The sequence below is a fragment of the Curtobacterium luteum genome, assembly GCF_014646995.1.
Taxonomy (GTDB): Bacteria; Actinomycetota; Actinomycetes; order Actinomycetales; family Microbacteriaceae; genus Curtobacterium; species Curtobacterium luteum.
In genome coordinates this window covers 92,264-107,724 of sequence record NZ_BMOI01000005.1, presented here as the reverse complement: position 1 = coordinate 107,724, position 15,461 = coordinate 92,264, and the positions used below count along the sequence as shown (strand labels likewise).

The window sequence follows — 15,461 nt, the reverse complement described above, 5'->3', positions numbered from 1 at the left end:
CCGTCGTCGGGCGACGACGGCGGCGTCGCTCCGCAGCGGTGAACCGCCGGACGGGAGGCACGGTGCGAGCCCGCCCCGCGCCTCCCGACCGACAGACCGACAGACCGGCCGGCCGGCCGACGAGCGGTGAACCGCCGGACGGGAGGCCCGTGGCGGGTCCGCCACGGGCCTCCCGTCGGTCTGCGCGCGCTACGCGGCCGTCTCGGCCGGCGCCTTCGACGCCCCGTACACGGCGGTGAGGATGCTCTCGACCCAGTCGATGAGCGCGCCGTCGGGCAGGGCCTCGCCGTGCGGCCGCGGCAAGGGGATGCTCGTCGCGTTCTGCTGCGGGAACCACCGGGCACCCGGGAACATGCGCTTCAGCCGCACCTGTGCCGAGTCCGCGAGCTCCTTGCCCGCGACACGGAGGTTCGACCCCATCACGACCACGTCGGACAGCCCGACCTGCTGCGCCATGCGCCGGAGCCGCGAGACCTCGACCAGCGTGAGGACGGCCTGCGGCGGCTGCCCGTAGCGGTCGGTGAGTTCGTCGAGCACCATGTCGATCGCCTCGGGCTGCGCGGCCGGAGCCGAGGCCGCCGAGAGCTTCTGGTACGCCTCGAGTCGGAGCCGCTCGGACTCGACGTAGTCCTCGGGGATGTGTGCGTCGACCGGGATCTCGAGGCGGAGCTCGGTCTGCCCCTCGGCGACGTCGCCGCGGAACTGCGAGACGGCCTCGCCGATCATGCGGAGGTAGAGGTCGAAACCGACGCCCGCGATGTGCCCGGACTGCTCGCCGCCGAGCAGGTTGCCGGCTCCGCGGATCTCGAGGTCCTTCATCGCGACCTGCATGCCCGCGCCGAGCTCGTTGTTCGCCGCGATCGTCTCGAGGCGGTCCTGTGCGGTCTCGGACAGCGGCTTGTCGGCGTCGTAGAGGAAGTAGGCGTACCCGCGCTCCCGGCCGCGGCCGACACGACCACGCAGCTGGTGCAGCTGCGACAGCCCGTACTTGTCGGCCTTGTCGATGATGAGCGTGTTCGCGTTCGCGATGTCGAGGCCGGTCTCGACGATCGTGGTGGACACCAGGACGTCGAACCGGCGCTCCCAGAAGTCGACCATCACCTGCTCGAGGGTGCTCTCCGACATCTGCCCGTGCGCGACGGCGATGCGGGCGTCCGGGACGATCTCGGCGAGGTGCGCCGCGACCGACTGGATGTCCTTCACGCGGTTGTGCACGTAGAAGACCTGTCCCTCGCGGAGGAGCTCACGGCGGATCGCGGCCGCGACCTGCAGGTCGGACTGCGGGCCGACGAAGGTCAGGATCGGGTGGCGGTCCTCCGGCGGGGTCGCGAGCGTGCTCATCTCGCGGATGCCGGTGACCGCCATCTCGAGCGAGCGCGGGATCGGGGTCGCGGACATCGCCAGGACGTCCACGTTGGTCTTGAGCTTCTTGAGCTGGTCCTTGTGCTCGACGCCGAAGCGCTGCTCCTCGTCGATGATGACGAGCCCGACGTCCTTGAACTGGACGTTCTGCGACAGGATCCGGTGCGTGCCGATGACGATGTCGACGGTGCCGTCCGCGAGGCCCGCGATCGTCTCCTTCGACTCCTTCTCCGTCTGGAACCGGCTGAGCGCCCGGAGGTGCACGGGGAAGCCGGCGAAGCGCTCCTGGAAGGTCTCCATGTGCTGCCGGACGAGGAGCGTCGTCGGCACGAGCACGGCGACCTGCTTGCCGTCCTGCACGGCCTTGAACGCCGCGCGGATCGCGACCTCGGTCTTGCCGTAGCCGACGTCGCCGGAGAGCAGGCGGTCCATGGGGATCGGACGCTCCATGTCGCGCTTGATCTCGTCGATGGTGGTCAGCTGGTCGGCGGTCTCGGCGAACGGGAACGCTTCCTCGAGCTCGCGCTGCCACGGGGTGTCCGGGCCGAACGCGTGCCCCTTGGACGCCATGCGCGCCGAGTACAGCTTGACGAGGTCGACGGCGATGTCGCGGACGGCCTTCCGGGCCTTCGACTTCGCAGCGGCCCAGTCCGAGCCGCCCATCTTCGACAGGGTCGGGCTCTCGCCGCCGACGTACCGGGAGAGCTGGTCGAGCTGGTCGGTCGGGACGAAGAGCTTGTCACCCGGGTAACCGCGCTTCGAGGGCGCGTACTCGAGGACGAGGTACTCGCGCTGCGTCTTCACGGCGTTGCGGCCCCCGCTCGACACCTCGCGCGAGACGAGCTCGACGAACTTGCCGATGCCGTGCGTGGCGTGCACGACGACGTCGCCGGGCTTGAGCTGCAGCGGGTCGACGACGTTCTTGCGCCGCCCCGCGAGCTTCTTCACCGTGCGGGCGCCCTGCTGCACGCTGCGGCCGTAGAACTCGGCCTCGCTGAGGACCGCGATGCGCGGGTCCGGGGTGGCGAAGCCGTGCTCGACGGTCGCGGTGGTCACGATGGCGACGCCCGGCTCGGGAGGCGCGGTGAGGGCTTCGGCACGGGCGGCGACCCCGGCGTCGGCGAGGACCTGCACCGCTCGTTCGACCAGTCCCTTGCCCTGGGCGGTCACCACGACGGCCCACCCGTCGTCGGTCAGCTGCTTGACGTGCGCGATCGCACCGTCGGCGCTGCCCGCGAACGCCGGGATCGCCTCGGCGCGGACCCGGATGTACTCGCCGGCCTCGGCTGCCGCTTCGGCGTCGGTGAGGACGCGGTCGCGGTCACCCTCGTCGAGGCCGGAGTCGAACGGCGAGACCGTCCACCAGGTGCGCTGCCCGCGGGCGTTCTTGAGCTGCTGCACGGTGAGGAAGTTGCCGGCGTCGAGGTCGATCGGCGCCTGGGCACCGGCGACGGCAGCGCTCCAGGCGGCCTGGAGGAACTCCGTGTTGGTCTCCGCGAGGCTGTGCGCACGGCCGCTGACCCGCTCGGGCGAGAACACCGCGATGGTGGCGTCCTCCGGCAGGTAGTGCGTGACCGGCACGAGGTCCTGCACGAGCGCGGGAGCGAGGGACTCCATGCCCTCGACCGGGATGCCCTCGGCGATCTTCGCGAGCATCTGCGACAGGTTCGGGAACTCGTGCAGCATCTCGCGCGCCCGCTGCCGGACGTCGTCGGAGAGCAGGAGCTCGCGCGATGCGGTGAGTTCGACCTGCCCGAGGTCGTCGTCCGTCGTGCGCTGGTCGGCGACGGAGAAGGCCTTGATGGCCTCGATCTCGTCACCGAAGAAGTCGACGCGCACCGGGTGGTCGGCCGTGGGCGGGAAGACGTCGAGGATGCCACCGCGCACGGCGAACTCGCCGCGGCGGGTGACGAGGTCGACCCGGGCGTACGCGAGGTCGACCAGCTGGGCGGCGATCGCCCCGAGGTCGTTGCCGCGCGAGTCGGTGCGGAGGACCACGGGTGCGAGCGTGGTGAGGTTGCCCGCGATGGGCTGCAGCGCCGCGCGGACGCTCGCGACGACCACGGTCGTGCGGCGGTCGTCCGGCGCGGCGTCCTGCCAACCTGCGAGCTTCCGGAGCGTGGCGATCCTCGTGCCCACGGTCTGCGCGCTCGGGCTGAGGCGCTCGTGCGGCAGGGTCTCCCACGCGGGGAACTCGAGCACGTCGGCGTCGGGGACGTAGCTGCCGACGGCGTCACGAACGGCCTCGGCTTCGCGCCCGGTGGCGGTGATGACGAACACGCACTGCGGCCCGTTCCGCTCGGCGAGGAGCGCGGCGAGCAGGGGCACGCGCAGGCCGTCGGCCACCGAGAAGTCGGCGTCACGAGGCGCGGCGCGGAGCACGCGATCGAACGCGGAGGCGCGCGAGAGCGCAGGGATGATGCCCGAGATCGTCACTCAGGACACGGTACCGGGGGCCTCCGACAGCCGGGCGGGCGTGCGCGACGGGCGAACAGGGTCAGGGCCGCCGGCCGGGCCGTTCGTGTCCGCGGGACTCGTGCACGGAACGGTTCCGCCGGTGCAGGTGGAGAGCGATCCCGATCAGGACGGCTGCCACGGCGCCGAGTGCGGTGAGGGCGAGCGGGCCGGCGCCGGTGGCCGCGAGGACGGCGCGGTGCGAGGCGTCCCGGGCGGCTGCGTCGCCGTGGTCGCCCGGGGTGCTCGGGAGGGCTGCGACCGCCCCGCTGCTGGCGTCTCCGTGGCCGCCGGGTGCGGCGTCGGTGCCCCCGTGCAGTGCGGGCGGTCGGGCGGCCGGGTCTCGGGGGCCGGTCGGGGTGCCGGGGCTCGGCGTGGCGGGCAGCGGTGCCGGGGAGGAGGTCGCGGTCGGCGTCGGCGTCGGGGCCGGCGTCGGCGCGGGCAGCGGTGCCGGGGAGGAGGTCGCGGTCGGGGCCGGCGTCACCGGGACGGGCTCCGGCGTCGGCGTCACGGGGACAGGCTCCGGCGTTGGCGTCACAGGGACGGGCAGCGGTGCCGGGGAGGAGGTCGCGGTCGGCGTCGGCGTCACCGGGACGGGCTCAGGCGTCGGCGTCACCGGGACGGGCTCGGGCGTCGGCGTCGGCACGTCGGTCGGCGTCGCCACGTCGGTCGGCGTCGGACTCGGGGTCTCCGTGCCCGTCGCCGTCGGAGCCCCGGTCGGCGCCGCGGTCGGCGACGTGACCGCGCCGCCCCCGACCCGCGCCGCCTCCACGACCCGCTGCCGGTTGTAGTCCGCCACCGCGAGCCGTCCCTCCGGTCCCGCGGCGACCGCCGTCGGGTTCGCCAGGGACGATCCGTCCGGTGCGCCCGAGAACGCCACCGTCCAGACGCCGTCCTGCCGCACGAACACCCGGCCGCCGCCGTTGTCGACCACGGCGACCGACCCGTCGTCGAGCACCGCGACGCCGCGGAGGCGCACCGTGCCCGGATCGTCGCCGGGGCTCCCGAGCGACGTGACCGCCCCCGTCGCCAGGTCCTCCTGCCACACCGTGTCGGTCGCCTGGTCCGCCACCGTGAGCGTCGAACCGTCCGACGACACCGCGACGCCCGCGGGATCGGTCCACGGGCCGTCGACGGCGGTCCAGGTCCCCGCGTCGGCGCCGGTCCCGGTCGTCCAGAGCGCCCCGCTGCCCGGGACGGCGGCGAACAGGACGTCGCCGGTCGTCGCGAGCTCGGACACGGCCCGGCGGCTCGGCGCGGGGAACCGGCGGAGCACGTCGTGGCCGTCGAGCTCCGCCACGGTCCGCCGGCCTGCCTCGGCGACGAGCAGGTGCCCGTCGGCGGCCTCGGTCAGCGCGGAGGGGTTCCACATCGACCGGTCGTCGGTGCCGAGCGGTGCGACGATCGACCAGGTGCCGTCGGGATCGCGTCGGAGGACGCCGTTCGCGGCGAAGTCGGCGAGCAGCAGCGCGCCCGACGTCGTGTACCGGACATCGTTCGGTGCTGCGAACGACGTCGCCGCCCCGGGGGCGTCGGTCGTCACGCGGTCCGGGATCCAGGTCGCGGGCGTCGCCGTGGCGGGTCCGGCCGCGACGACGACGAGGCCCAGGACCGCGGTCATCGCGGTCGCGAGCACGGCGACCGCGACGGCGGTCCGGCCGGCGGACGGTCGGGCACGGTGCAGCACCACGGAGGACCCCCTCGGTCAGCGGGGGTCGAGCTCCCCCGGCCAGAACCTACCCATCGAGGGGGACGCGGCGGTCCCCCAGTTCGGGGACCGTGGTGTCAGGAGGGCGCGTGGATGCGCTGCTGCGCTGCGAGGAGACCGAGGTCGGTGATCGCCTCGACCGCGTCCGCGCCGTCGGCGACGAGGTTCGCAAGGACCTTGCGCTCCGTGGGCGAGAAGTCGCGCAGCACGTAGTCGGCGGGGTCCTGCCGGCCGGGGGGACGGCCGATGCCGATCCGCACGCGGGCGAACTCGTTGGTGCCGGTCGCCTTGATGATGTCGCGGAGGCCGTTGTGCCCGCCGTGTCCGCCGTTGCCCTTGAGCTTGACGGCGTCGAACGGCAGGTCGAGCTCGTCGTGCACCACGATGAGCGACCGGGCGTCGAGGCCGTAGAACCCGAGGACCGACGAGACCGGCCCTCCGGAGGTGTTCATGAACGAGGCGGGCTTCGCGAGCACCAGCTTCGGTCCGCCGGGCACCGGACGCCCTTCGGCGACCTGGTTCGGCGTCTTGTGCTTCCTGAACGTCGCGCCCATCCGGGCGGCGAGTTCGTCGAGGACCATCTGGCCGACGTTGTGGCGGTTGCCCGCGTAGCCGGGCCCGGGGTTCCCGAGCCCGACCACGACGAACACGTCGTCAGCCATCAGCGTCGGCCAGTGGTCCGCGATCGAGGGGTGTTACTCGGAGTCCGACGCGGACTCGTCGTCGTCGGAGGAGGCAGCAGCCTCACCCTCGGCGCCGGCCTCGGCACCGGCCTCAGCCGCTTCCTCGTCGGCCGCGATGTCGTCGGCGGTCGCACGCGGGGTGACGATCTGGACGACGAGCGCCTCGGGGTCGGTCTCGAGCTCGGCGCCCGACGGGAGTTCGAGCTCGGAAGCGAGGATCTGCTTGCCGTCCTCGAGACCCTCGACGTCCACCACGACGTGCTCGGGGATCTTCGTCGCCTCGACGAGGAGCGAGACCGAGGAGAGGTCCTGGACGTGGATGGTGCCGGAGAAGGACTCGCCCTCGACGACGACCGGGACGTCGACCGCGACCTTCTCGCCACGGCGCACGACGACGAGGTCGATGTGCTCGATGACCTGGCGCACCGGGTCGCGCTGGACGTCCTTCACGAGGGCGAGCTGCGCGGTGCCCTCGATGTCGAGGTCGATGATCGCGTTCGCCTGGCGGACGATGAGCATCGTCTCGTGGCCCGGGAGGGTGATGTGCTGCGGCTCGGTGCCGTGACCGTAGACGACCGCGGGGATCTTGTCGTTCGCACGGATCTTGCGCGCCGCACCCTTGCCGAACTTGGTGCGGATCTCCGCTGCGAGCTTCGTGTTGTCGGCCATGGTGCCTCCTGGTGTCGTGGTCGACGCCGGGGTGCCGGCATCGGGGGTCTGTGGTGTTGCAACTCGAACGCGTGCACGCGTGAGGAACGCTCCCAGGACTGGGCCGGGTCTCCCACCGCGTCGATCACGGCCGCGCATGCGCGGCCCTCGCCGAAGTCAGTCACCGAGTCTAGCAGCCCCGGTCGGGCGTGTCGGCCGCCCTGGGCGTTCCCGCAGACGGCCTGGAGGCGCGGTGCGGGCCCGCACCGCGCCTCCAGGCCGTCGACGTGGTCCGGGCTACCGCCGGACCGCAGCGGGCTCCGGCTCGTGCCCGGACGCGGCCTCCTCCGGCACCCTGAGGAACCACAGCACCACGAACGCGAGCGCGTAGAGCGCGACGAACGTCCAGACGACGCCGCTGCCCCCGCCCCACGGCAGCACGAGGCCGACGACGGCGTTCCCGAGGAACGTCGCGCCACCGGCTGCCGTGGCGTACATCGCCATGGCCGCACCGCGGCGCTCCGCACCGGCGAACGCGGGCACGATGGCACCCATCGGCGTGAACCCGGCGAGCATGATGCCGAAGACGGTGCCGGCGGCGGTCGCGAGCCAGAAACCCCACTCGGAGCCGGCGGGCACGAGGTGCGGGACGTACCACCAGGCGAGGAGGCCGACCGCGGACGCCGCGATGCCGAACCACTTCACGGTGCGGATCCACCCGATCCGGTCGCCGAGCGCGCCGAAGAAGGCGTTGAACAGGATGTTGCCGGCGTAGACGATCACCGTCATCGTCAGCCACTTCGCCTGCCCCCAGCCGAGTTCGGTCCCGATGACCGCCGGCATGATGACGAACCTGCCGAACTCCGGCGCGGTGTTCACGAGGCGGATGAGGACGGCGAGGAGCACCTTCGGGCGCCGCACGCAGACCTCGATGCCGGAAGCGAGCACCCGCGCGGCGGACTGCTCGCGCGGGGCGATGCGGCCGAGGCCGGTCGGCTCGCGCACGCCGGAGCGGACGATCACCCACCCGACGACGACGAACACGAGCGACAGGGCCATCGACCACGTCTCGCCGAGCGATCCGCCGCCGAGCGCCGGGATCGTGCCGATCGCGATGAGCGAACCGAGGGTCGGCAGCCCGCCGGTGAAGACCACGTAGAACCAGCCGACGGCGGTGGCGTTCCGCTCGCGGGCGACGGTGTGGTTGATCCAGCACAGGAACGAGAACGCGAAGAGCGGGAAGCCGAGGCCGCGCAGGAAGTACGTCAGCGCGATGAGCCCGACCGAGGCGGTGGGCAGCGCCGCGAGGAACGCGACCTGGAACACCACCCAGAGCACCGCGCCGACGGTCATCACGCGCCGCGGCCCCCACAGGTCCGAGAGGACGCCCGCGAAGTACGACGCGACGAGGACCGCGACACCGTAGATGCCGATGATCATCGCGGCGCTGTCGGTCCCGCCGCTGCCGAGCACGCCGGCGATGTGCGGGGCGATGAAGTTCGACTCGATGCCGTCGCCGGTCATGAAGACGAGCACACCGAGGAAGCCCCAGCGCAGGGAGTGCGGGATGCCGAGTCGGGCGAGGAGCCCGACCCGCTCGCGGACGGGCGGTGGAGCCGTCGGGTCGGTTCCCGGTGCGGGGACGCCGTTCGGCGGGGTGAGGGTGCTGGTCTGGGTGGTGCGGGGTTCCGACATGTGTCGTCTCTCCTGGAGGGCCCCCGGAGTGCTCGACCCGGCATCGCGGCATGTCTCCGGGGTGCGCCGCGCACCGTCCGCCCGACCGCCCGCCGGCGGCGGACGCTCGGGACGCCGGCGATGATGCGAGTCCTGTGCCCGGGGCACCCCGTTGCTGGCGGGGTGGTGCCCGGCGGACCATCGCCGGCCCGAAGCATGGCCCCCGAGGTTAGACCGCTCCAACGCCGGTGGTCAAGAACGACAACTGTTGCGTGACGATCTCGCCGCACCGGGCGTCAGCGGCGGCGTCCGCTCCGGTGTCCCCGTGCTGCCTCGAACTCCGCTCGGGCTCGGTCGCTCGCGCGCTCGGCGTCGTCCCGGGCGTCGCGCAGCCGCTCCGTCTCGGACGCGAGGTCCTCGAGGTTCCGGTCGAGCCGCTCCAGCTCGGCTGCGAGTCCCGCGCGACGTTCCTCGAGCGCCTGCCGTCGGGCGTCCACGCCGTCGAGCGCCTCCTCGGCCGCGTCGAGCGCGGCGTCGGCTTCCCTCGACGCGCGACGCGCGTCGGCCTCCGCACGGCGCGCGGCCCCGCGGTGGGGCACCGGTGCCGCGTCGTCCGGTGCCGCCTGCGGGACGGGCCCGGGCGTGCGCGCTGACGGCCTGGAGGCACGGACCGACCCCGACGGACCGCCCGCGTCCGCTCGGTGGTCGCCACGGCGCGTCCCCCCACGACCCCTCGCGTGGTCGATCGGGATCGGGGGCGCGTCGGAGCCGGACCATGCACCCGGCACCGCGTCCGGGTCGGCGAGCGCTCCGTCGAGGTCGACGCCGTCGAACCCGACGCTCTCGAGCGGCCGGACGAGCAGACCGGAGCGCACGGCCGCGGCGGCGTGCGGGTCCATCATCGCGGCCTCGATCGTCGCTCCCACCTGGTCGAGCACCGCACGGGTGACCCCGTGCCCCGCGTCCACGGCGAGTTCGGCTCCCCGGTCCGTCAGCCTGCGGACGAGCCGGGCCCGCTGCTTCCGGAGCGTCGCGATCTCGTCCGGGTCGGCGTCGGTCTGGGCCTGCCGGAGCGCGGGACCGAGGTCGATCGCCTCGTCGAGCGCGCCGTCCCGCGCGAGGAGGTCCACGACCCACGCGGCCGGTGCCGGCTTCCGGAGCGACCCGATCCGGGTGGCGAGGGCCCGGTCGTCCTTCCGCACCGCCCGCTGCCGCTCGGTCCGGACACGCACGAAGTCGCCGGGGGCCGCGAGCAGCAGCTCCCCGGCGACCTCGCTGAACTCCATCAGCCCAGCATGCCCGCGCTCCGCTGGTGGGTCACCAGTCGTGGACGGTGCCGTCGGCGAGCCGGTTGAACGGCAGGTACGCCTGCTCGTACGGGTACTTGCCGGCCTCGTCGACGTCGAGGGAGACCCCCAGCCCGGGTTCGTCGCCCGGGTGCAGGTAGCCGTCCGTGAAGGTGAACGTCTGCCGGAACACCTGGTTCGTCCTCGGCCCGTGCTGCATGTACTCCTGGATGCCGAAGTTGTGGATCGCCAGGCCGAGGTGCATCTGCGCCGCGAGGCCCACGGGTGAGATGTCGGTCGGTCCGTGGAACCCGGACTTGATCTGGTACATCGCCGCGTAGTCCATCGTCTTCCGCAGGGGTGTGACGCCGCCCATGTGCGTCACCGCTCCGCGGACGTAGTCGATCAGCTGGTCGCGGATGATGTCCTTGAAGTCCCAGATCGTGTTGAACACCTCGCCGATCGCGAGCGGCGTCGTGGTGTGCTGCCGGACGAGCTTCAGGGCCTCCTGGTTCTCGGCCGGGGTGCAGTCCTCGAGCCAGAAGAGGTCGTAGGGCTCGAGCGACTTGCCGAGCTTCGCGGCCTGCAGCGGGGTCATCCGGTGGTGGCCGTCGTGCAGCAGCGGGAGCTCGGGACCGAACTCGTTCCGCACGGCCTCGAACACGGTCGGCACGTGCCGCAGGTAGGCGCGAGTGTCCCAGTCCTCCATCGCCGGGTACGCCCCGCGCTGCGCTGGCTCGAAGTCGTAGCGGACGCCCGCGTTGCCCTCGGTCGTCCGGTTCGACGCGATGCCGTAGATGCTCTCCAGCCCGGGGACGCCCGTCTGCACGCGGATGGAGCGGTAGCCCTCGGCCTGGTGCTCGCGGATGGAGTCGAACAGCTCCGGCAGCTCCTTGCCCGATGCGTGCCCGTACGCCATCAGCCCGGTCCGCGAGGCACCGCCGAGCAGCTGGTACAGCGGCATGCCCGCGACCTTGGCCTTGATGTCCCAGAGCGCCATGTCGACGGCGGCGATCGCGGCCATCGTGACCGGGCCCCGACGCCAGTAGGACGACCGGTAGAGGAACTGCCAGGCGTCCTCGATGCGGCTCGCGTCCCGCCCGACGAGGAGCGGCACGACGTGCTCGGACAGGTACGCGGCGACGGCGAGCTCCCGGCCGTTGAGGGTGGCGTCGCCGAGCCCGGTCACACCGTCGACCGTGGTGATCTTCAGCGTCACGAAGTTCCGTTCCGGGCTGGTGACGATGACCTCGGCCCGGTCGACGAGCTGCCCGCGGTCGGTCGACGCCCAGGTGTCCGGACGGCCGGCCGTCGGGTCGGTCGCAGCACCGGAGTCGGTGGCCCCCGGCACCGGGCCCGCGGGGTTCGTGGTCGTGTCGGTCATGCGTGGGCTCCTTCTTCGGTGCGGGCTGCGGCGGTGCCCCGCCGTTCGGTGCGGATGCGGTCGGCGGCTGCGGTCACGGCGGCGACCACGGGGGTGGTGTCGAGATCCGGGGCGACGACCCGCAGGACGTCGTGCACGTCCGAGTCTGGTCCGGGCGCTCCGGCGTCGCTCACGAGCTCGGACTGTTCGGTCACGTGCAGCCACCACGCGGCGAGCGCGGTCGCCGCCCCGGGTCCGATGCCGGCGGCGGGGTCGCGGTCGAGTCGGCGGCGCAGGACCTCGACGATCCGCACCGGGAGCTTCTCGGACCCACCCGACGCGATCTGCCGGAGGGTGTGCCGGATGCGCGGGTTCGCGAACCGTTCGACGAGGGCGCGTCGGGCGGCGGCCACCTCGGCGTCGGGGAGCGGCAGTTCGGCGGCGGCCTCGTCCCAGAGCTGCTCGACGGCGCTGCGGCAGCGCGGGTCGTCCATGGCGTCGGCGACGGTCTCGTGCCCGAGGAGCAGCCCGAGGTACGCGAGGAGGGAGTGCGAGCCGTTGAGCAGCCAGAGCTTGCGCTGCTCGTACGGCGTGACGTCCTCGACGAGCCGGACGCCCGCGGTCTCCCACGCGGGACGCTCGATCCCGGCGAAGCGGTCCTCGAGCACCCACTCGGCGAACGGCTCGGTGACCACGGGCACCCGGTCGCCGTCGAGCGCCCCGGGCAGGTCCGCGATCGACGTGACGTCGGCGTCCGTCGTCGCGGGGGTGATCCGGTCGACCATCGAACTCGGGAACGCGACGTTCGACCCGATCCAGTCGCGGAGGCCGTCGTCGTCGACGGCGTCGAGCACCGCCGACTGCAGGACGTCGCCGTTGTGGGTCAGGTTGTCGAGCGACACGAGCGCGATCCGACCGGCGCCGGCGGCACGCCGGGCGTCGAGCCCCGCGACCAGGCGGGCCGGGACGTCCGAGCCGGTCCGGTACCCCTGCTCGGTGACCGTCAGGGTGACGATGGTCGTGTCGGCGGACGCGACCGCGCGCCTCCAGGCCGGGTCGTCGGTGCCCGGGCGGGCCGCGACGACGGTGTCGATCACCTCGGCGGTGTCGCCGTCCGCGGCGCGGGTCACGAGCGTGTAGCGGCAGCCCTGCGCGCTGAGCGCCTCGGCGACGTCGGGCGAGCGCCCGGTGAACGCGGTGATGCCCCAGCGGTTCCCGTCGGCGCGCTGGGTGTACCAGGCGAGGTGGGCGCGAGCGAACGCACCGATGCCGAGGTGGACGATGCCGGGGCGGCGGTCGGTCATGCCGCCACCGGGACGAGCGACCGGAGGTACGCCAGGTTGTCGGCCGTGCGCTCCGCGAGCGGCAGGTCGGTGGAGAAGTCCTCGATGGTCACCCAGCCGTCGTAGCCGTGCTGGCGGAGGGCGTCGAGGTAGTCGGACACCGACGCCTGGCCGTCGCGCAGCGGTGCCCACTCGTTCTGCCAGATCGCGGACCCGTCGGCCCGGGTGTCGCCGGTGTCGACCCAGCGGGCGTTCTTCACGTGGGCGTGCGCGAGGTAGGGGCCGAGGAGCTCGAACGCGGCGAGGTGGTCCTCCTGCCCCTCGATGACGAGGTTGCCGAGGTCGTGGATGACGCCGACGTGCTCCGGGTCGAGCCCGTCGACGAGCCGGAGGGCGGCCGACGCGGACGGCGTGATCGTCATGTGGTGCAGCTCGACGAGTGCCTTGACGCCGAGTTCCGCCGCGCGGCCCGCCGCCCACTCCAGGTCGGCACGGGTCCGGTCGAACAGCTGCGGGTAGGTCGCGCCGGTGCGCTCGCGCTCCTGCCGGTAGTGCGGCATGGTGACGCGGACCTGGCGGGCGCCGAGCTCGGCGGTCACGCGGAGCATCGTGTCGACGCCGTCCAGGTCGGACACCGGCTGGTAGCCGCCGACGCCGGAGTACTCGAGCCCCGCGGCGTCGGTGATCCGGGCGATCTCGCCGACCTGGTCCTGGATGCCGGTGAACTGCCACGTCGACCGGTTGCCGGTCCAGAACGACCGGCCGGCCGGCACCTCGGCGCCGTCCGCCGGGCGGTCGTCGACGACGCGCCACTCGATGCCGTCCCACCCCTGCTCGGCGAGGGTCTGAGCCGCCTCGGTCGGGGACCAGTCGGGCGTGGAGGCGGTGAACACGGAGAACTTCATCGGGTGGCTCCTTCGGTGGGGATCGCGGTGCCGACGACCGGCACCACGTCGTCGTACACGCCCTCGATGACGTCGTCGATCCGGACCGGCTTGCCGAGCGTCGCGCTGACGTAGAGCCCGCGGACGGTGGCGAGGGACACGAGGGCGGCGTCGACCGTGACGCCGGGGTCCCGACCCTCGCGGACGGCGGCGACGATGTCCGTGTACTGGCGGGCGTGGCCGGCGGCGAAGTGGTCGGGCTCGGTCGGGCCGCCCACGACGTGCTCCGGCGGGACGACGTCGGACTTCTGGTCGACTGCGCCGGCCACTGCGGTGGCGTTCGCCGTGGTCGAGGCGGACTCGAGCGTCGCCGTGTCGGGCGCGATGTGGAAGTAGGCGAGCCGGTCGTCGTCGACGATCGCCGAACCGTGCGTGCCGTAGACGGCGTACCGCGCGGAGAGGCCCGGGTAGGCGGCGGTCGTGCAGTGGATCACGCCGAGGGCGCCGTTCCGGAACCGGACCGTGGCGACCGCGGTGTCCTCGACCTCGATCCGGTCGTGGGCGAGCAGCCCGGTCTGCGCGGAGATCTCCTCCGGCCGGCCGAGCGCCCACACGAGCAGGTCGACCGTGTGCACGCCCTGGTTCATCACCGCGCCGCCGCCGTCGAGCTCCCAGGTACCGCGCCAGTCGCCCGAGTCGTAGTAGCCCTGCGAGCGGTACCAGGCGACGCTGGCGACCCCCGAAGTCACCGTGCCGAACCCGCCGTCGTGCGCTGCCCCCGCGACGGCGACCGAAGCCGGGTCGAAGCGGTGCTGGCTGATCACGCTCGTCACCAGTCCACGCGAGCGGGCGTCGGCGGCGAGCGCGGCGATCTGCCGTGCACGGGGCATGGTGGTGTCGAGCGGCTTCTCGATGACGACGTGCTTGCCGGCCGCGAGCGCCGCCTCCGCCAGCTGCACGTGCATGCCGGACGGCGAGCAGATCGCGACGAGGTCGATGTCGGTGCCGGCGATCGCCTCCTCGATGGTGGCGGTCGTGATCGGACGGGCGACGCCCATCGCCTCGAGCTCGTCGGCGGCTCCGGTCGCGGCGGCGGGGATCGCGTCGACGAGGGCGACGACCTCGAGGTCCGGGTGCTGCACGGCGACGCGGGCGTGGTGGCGGCCGATGACGCCGGCGCCGACGACGGCGAGCTTCAGTGGGGTGGTCATCGCAGGGTGACTCCGATCTGGTCGGTGAGCGAGCGGAAGGCGCGTCCGGCGCGACCGAAGGCCGCGGGCCCGGAGAACCCGCCGAGGGAGGTGAAGTCGCTGAGGTGCGGCTCGAGCGAGGCGTAGCCGGCGTACCCGGCGTCGCGCAGCGCAGTGAGGGTCTGCAGCAGTTCGCCGTCGCCCTCCCCAGCGGGGACCACGGACGCGTCGGCGGCGAGCGCGTCCTTGACCTGCAGGTAGTCGACGTAGGGGGCGAGTCGCTCCCAGCCGTCGGTGAACGGCTTGACGCCGCACTGCACGTAGTTCGCGTTGTCCCAGGCCAGGCGGAGGGCGCTCGAACCGACGCTCTCGACGATGTCGAGCACCCGGTCGGGGACGTCGCCGTAGATGTCCTTCTCGTTCTCGTGCAGGAGGGTCACGCCCTCGCGTTCGGCGAGGTCGGCGAGCGCGCGCATCCGGACGAGGACGTCGTCGCGGACGTCCTCCGGCGCGCGGCCCTCGAAGTAGAAGGAGAAGACGCGGATGTTCGTCGTGCCCAGGGCGTGCGCGGCGGCGATCGCCCGGCCGAGCCGACCGACCTCGTGCTCGACGGGTTCGTCGACGGGGACCTTGCCGATCGGCGAGGCGATGGCGGACACCGTCTGCCCACGCTCCTCGAACAGCCGGTGGAGACCGGCGAGCTGGTCCTCGTCGAGGTCGACGACGTTCACCCCCCAGGCGCTCCGCACCTCGATGGCGCTGGCGCCGAGCGCCTGCAGCACGGCGACCTGGATCGCCGGGTCGGCGTCGATCTCGTCGCCGAAGCCGGAGAGCTCCCACGTGGGTTGGTCGGTCATGGTGTCCTTTCCTGTCGGACGGGAGGCGCGTGGCGGGGTCGCACCGCGCCTCCCGTCCGGTCCTGGGTT

General features: G+C 73.1%; 11 protein-coding genes. All 11 read right to left on the bottom strand.

Going from position 1 to position 15,461, the window contains the following annotated elements:
- Positions 1-189 precede the first annotated feature (189 nt).
- Complete coding sequence (gene mfd / locus IEY20_RS07390; RefSeq protein ID WP_188889028.1) at positions 190-3,798, bottom strand: transcription-repair coupling factor; 3,609 nt, start codon at positions 3,796-3,798, stop codon at positions 190-192.
- A gap of 61 nt (positions 3,799-3,859) precedes the next feature.
- Entirely contained in the window at positions 3,860-5,506 is a 1,647-nt protein-coding gene (locus IEY20_RS07385; RefSeq protein ID WP_175328478.1) for an NHL repeat-containing protein, read from the bottom strand.
- A gap of 95 nt (positions 5,507-5,601) precedes the next feature.
- Positions 5,602-6,186, bottom strand: coding sequence for an aminoacyl-tRNA hydrolase (gene pth, locus IEY20_RS07380; RefSeq protein ID WP_175328477.1), 585 nt, complete (start codon positions 6,184-6,186; stop codon positions 5,602-5,604).
- Positions 6,187-6,219: 33 nt separating this feature from the next.
- Positions 6,220-6,876 carry a 50S ribosomal protein L25/general stress protein Ctc gene (locus IEY20_RS07375; protein WP_188889026.1) on the bottom strand — a complete coding sequence of 219 codons (657 nt, stop codon included), beginning with the start codon at positions 6,874-6,876 and terminating at the stop codon, positions 6,220-6,222.
- A 276-nt stretch (positions 6,877-7,152) separates the two neighbouring features.
- Positions 7,153-8,550 (bottom strand): RbtT/DalT/CsbX family MFS transporter, encoded by a 1,398-nt coding sequence (locus tag IEY20_RS07370; RefSeq protein WP_175328476.1) that lies wholly within the window; start codon positions 8,548-8,550, stop codon positions 7,153-7,155.
- 275 nt (positions 8,551-8,825) lie between these two features.
- On the bottom strand, positions 8,826-9,815 hold the full coding sequence (locus IEY20_RS07365; RefSeq protein ID WP_175328475.1) for a hypothetical protein: 990 nt from the start codon (positions 9,813-9,815) through the stop codon (positions 8,826-8,828).
- A gap of 31 nt (positions 9,816-9,846) precedes the next feature.
- Positions 9,847-11,199 carry a D-mannonate dehydratase ManD gene (manD, locus tag IEY20_RS07360; RefSeq protein ID WP_175328474.1) on the bottom strand — a complete coding sequence of 451 codons (1,353 nt, stop codon included), beginning with the start codon at positions 11,197-11,199 and terminating at the stop codon, positions 9,847-9,849.
- Positions 11,196-12,482 (bottom strand): mannitol dehydrogenase family protein, encoded by a 1,287-nt coding sequence (locus tag IEY20_RS07355; protein ID WP_175328473.1) that lies wholly within the window; start codon positions 12,480-12,482, stop codon positions 11,196-11,198. The genes manD and IEY20_RS07355 overlap by 4 nt, the downstream gene beginning before the upstream one ends.
- On the bottom strand, positions 12,479-13,366 hold the full coding sequence (locus IEY20_RS07350) for a sugar phosphate isomerase/epimerase family protein (RefSeq protein ID WP_175328472.1): 888 nt from the start codon (positions 13,364-13,366) through the stop codon (positions 12,479-12,481). Before IEY20_RS07350 ends, IEY20_RS07355 begins: the two co-directional genes overlap by 4 nt.
- A complete protein-coding gene (locus tag IEY20_RS07345; RefSeq protein WP_188889024.1) occupies positions 13,363-14,556 on the bottom strand; it encodes a Gfo/Idh/MocA family protein in 1,194 nt (397 codons plus the stop codon). The genes IEY20_RS07350 and IEY20_RS07345 overlap by 4 nt, the downstream gene beginning before the upstream one ends.
- Positions 14,553-15,392: a sugar phosphate isomerase/epimerase family protein gene (locus IEY20_RS07340; RefSeq protein ID WP_175328470.1), complete on the bottom strand. Its 840-nt coding sequence runs from the start codon at positions 15,390-15,392 to the stop codon at positions 14,553-14,555. Before IEY20_RS07340 ends, IEY20_RS07345 begins: the two co-directional genes overlap by 4 nt.
- Positions 15,393-15,461: the final 69 nt, after the last annotated feature.

Bases quoted from the DNA above. Each gene is read 5' to 3' on its own strand.
- IEY20_RS07355 (WP_175328473.1), bottom strand. From the start codon at position 12,482: ATGACCGACCGCCGCCCCGGCATCGTCCACCTCGGCATCGGTGCGTTC.
- manD (WP_175328474.1), bottom strand. From the start codon at position 11,199: ATGACCGACACGACCACGAACCCCGCGGGCCCGGTGCCGGGGGCCACC.
- pth (WP_175328477.1), bottom strand. From the start codon at position 6,186: ATGGCTGACGACGTGTTCGTCGTGGTCGGGCTCGGGAACCCCGGGCCC.
- IEY20_RS07370 (WP_175328476.1), bottom strand. From the start codon at position 8,550: ATGTCGGAACCCCGCACCACCCAGACCAGCACCCTCACCCCGCCGAAC.
- IEY20_RS07365 (WP_175328475.1), bottom strand. From the start codon at position 9,815: ATGGAGTTCAGCGAGGTCGCCGGGGAGCTGCTGCTCGCGGCCCCCGGC.
- IEY20_RS07345 (WP_188889024.1), bottom strand. From the start codon at position 14,556: ATGACCACCCCACTGAAGCTCGCCGTCGTCGGCGCCGGCGTCATCGGC.
- IEY20_RS07350 (WP_175328472.1), bottom strand. From the start codon at position 13,366: ATGAAGTTCTCCGTGTTCACCGCCTCCACGCCCGACTGGTCCCCGACC.
- IEY20_RS07375 (WP_188889026.1), bottom strand. From the start codon at position 6,876: ATGGCCGACAACACGAAGCTCGCAGCGGAGATCCGCACCAAGTTCGGC.
- IEY20_RS07340 (WP_175328470.1), bottom strand. From the start codon at position 15,392: ATGACCGACCAACCCACGTGGGAGCTCTCCGGCTTCGGCGACGAGATC.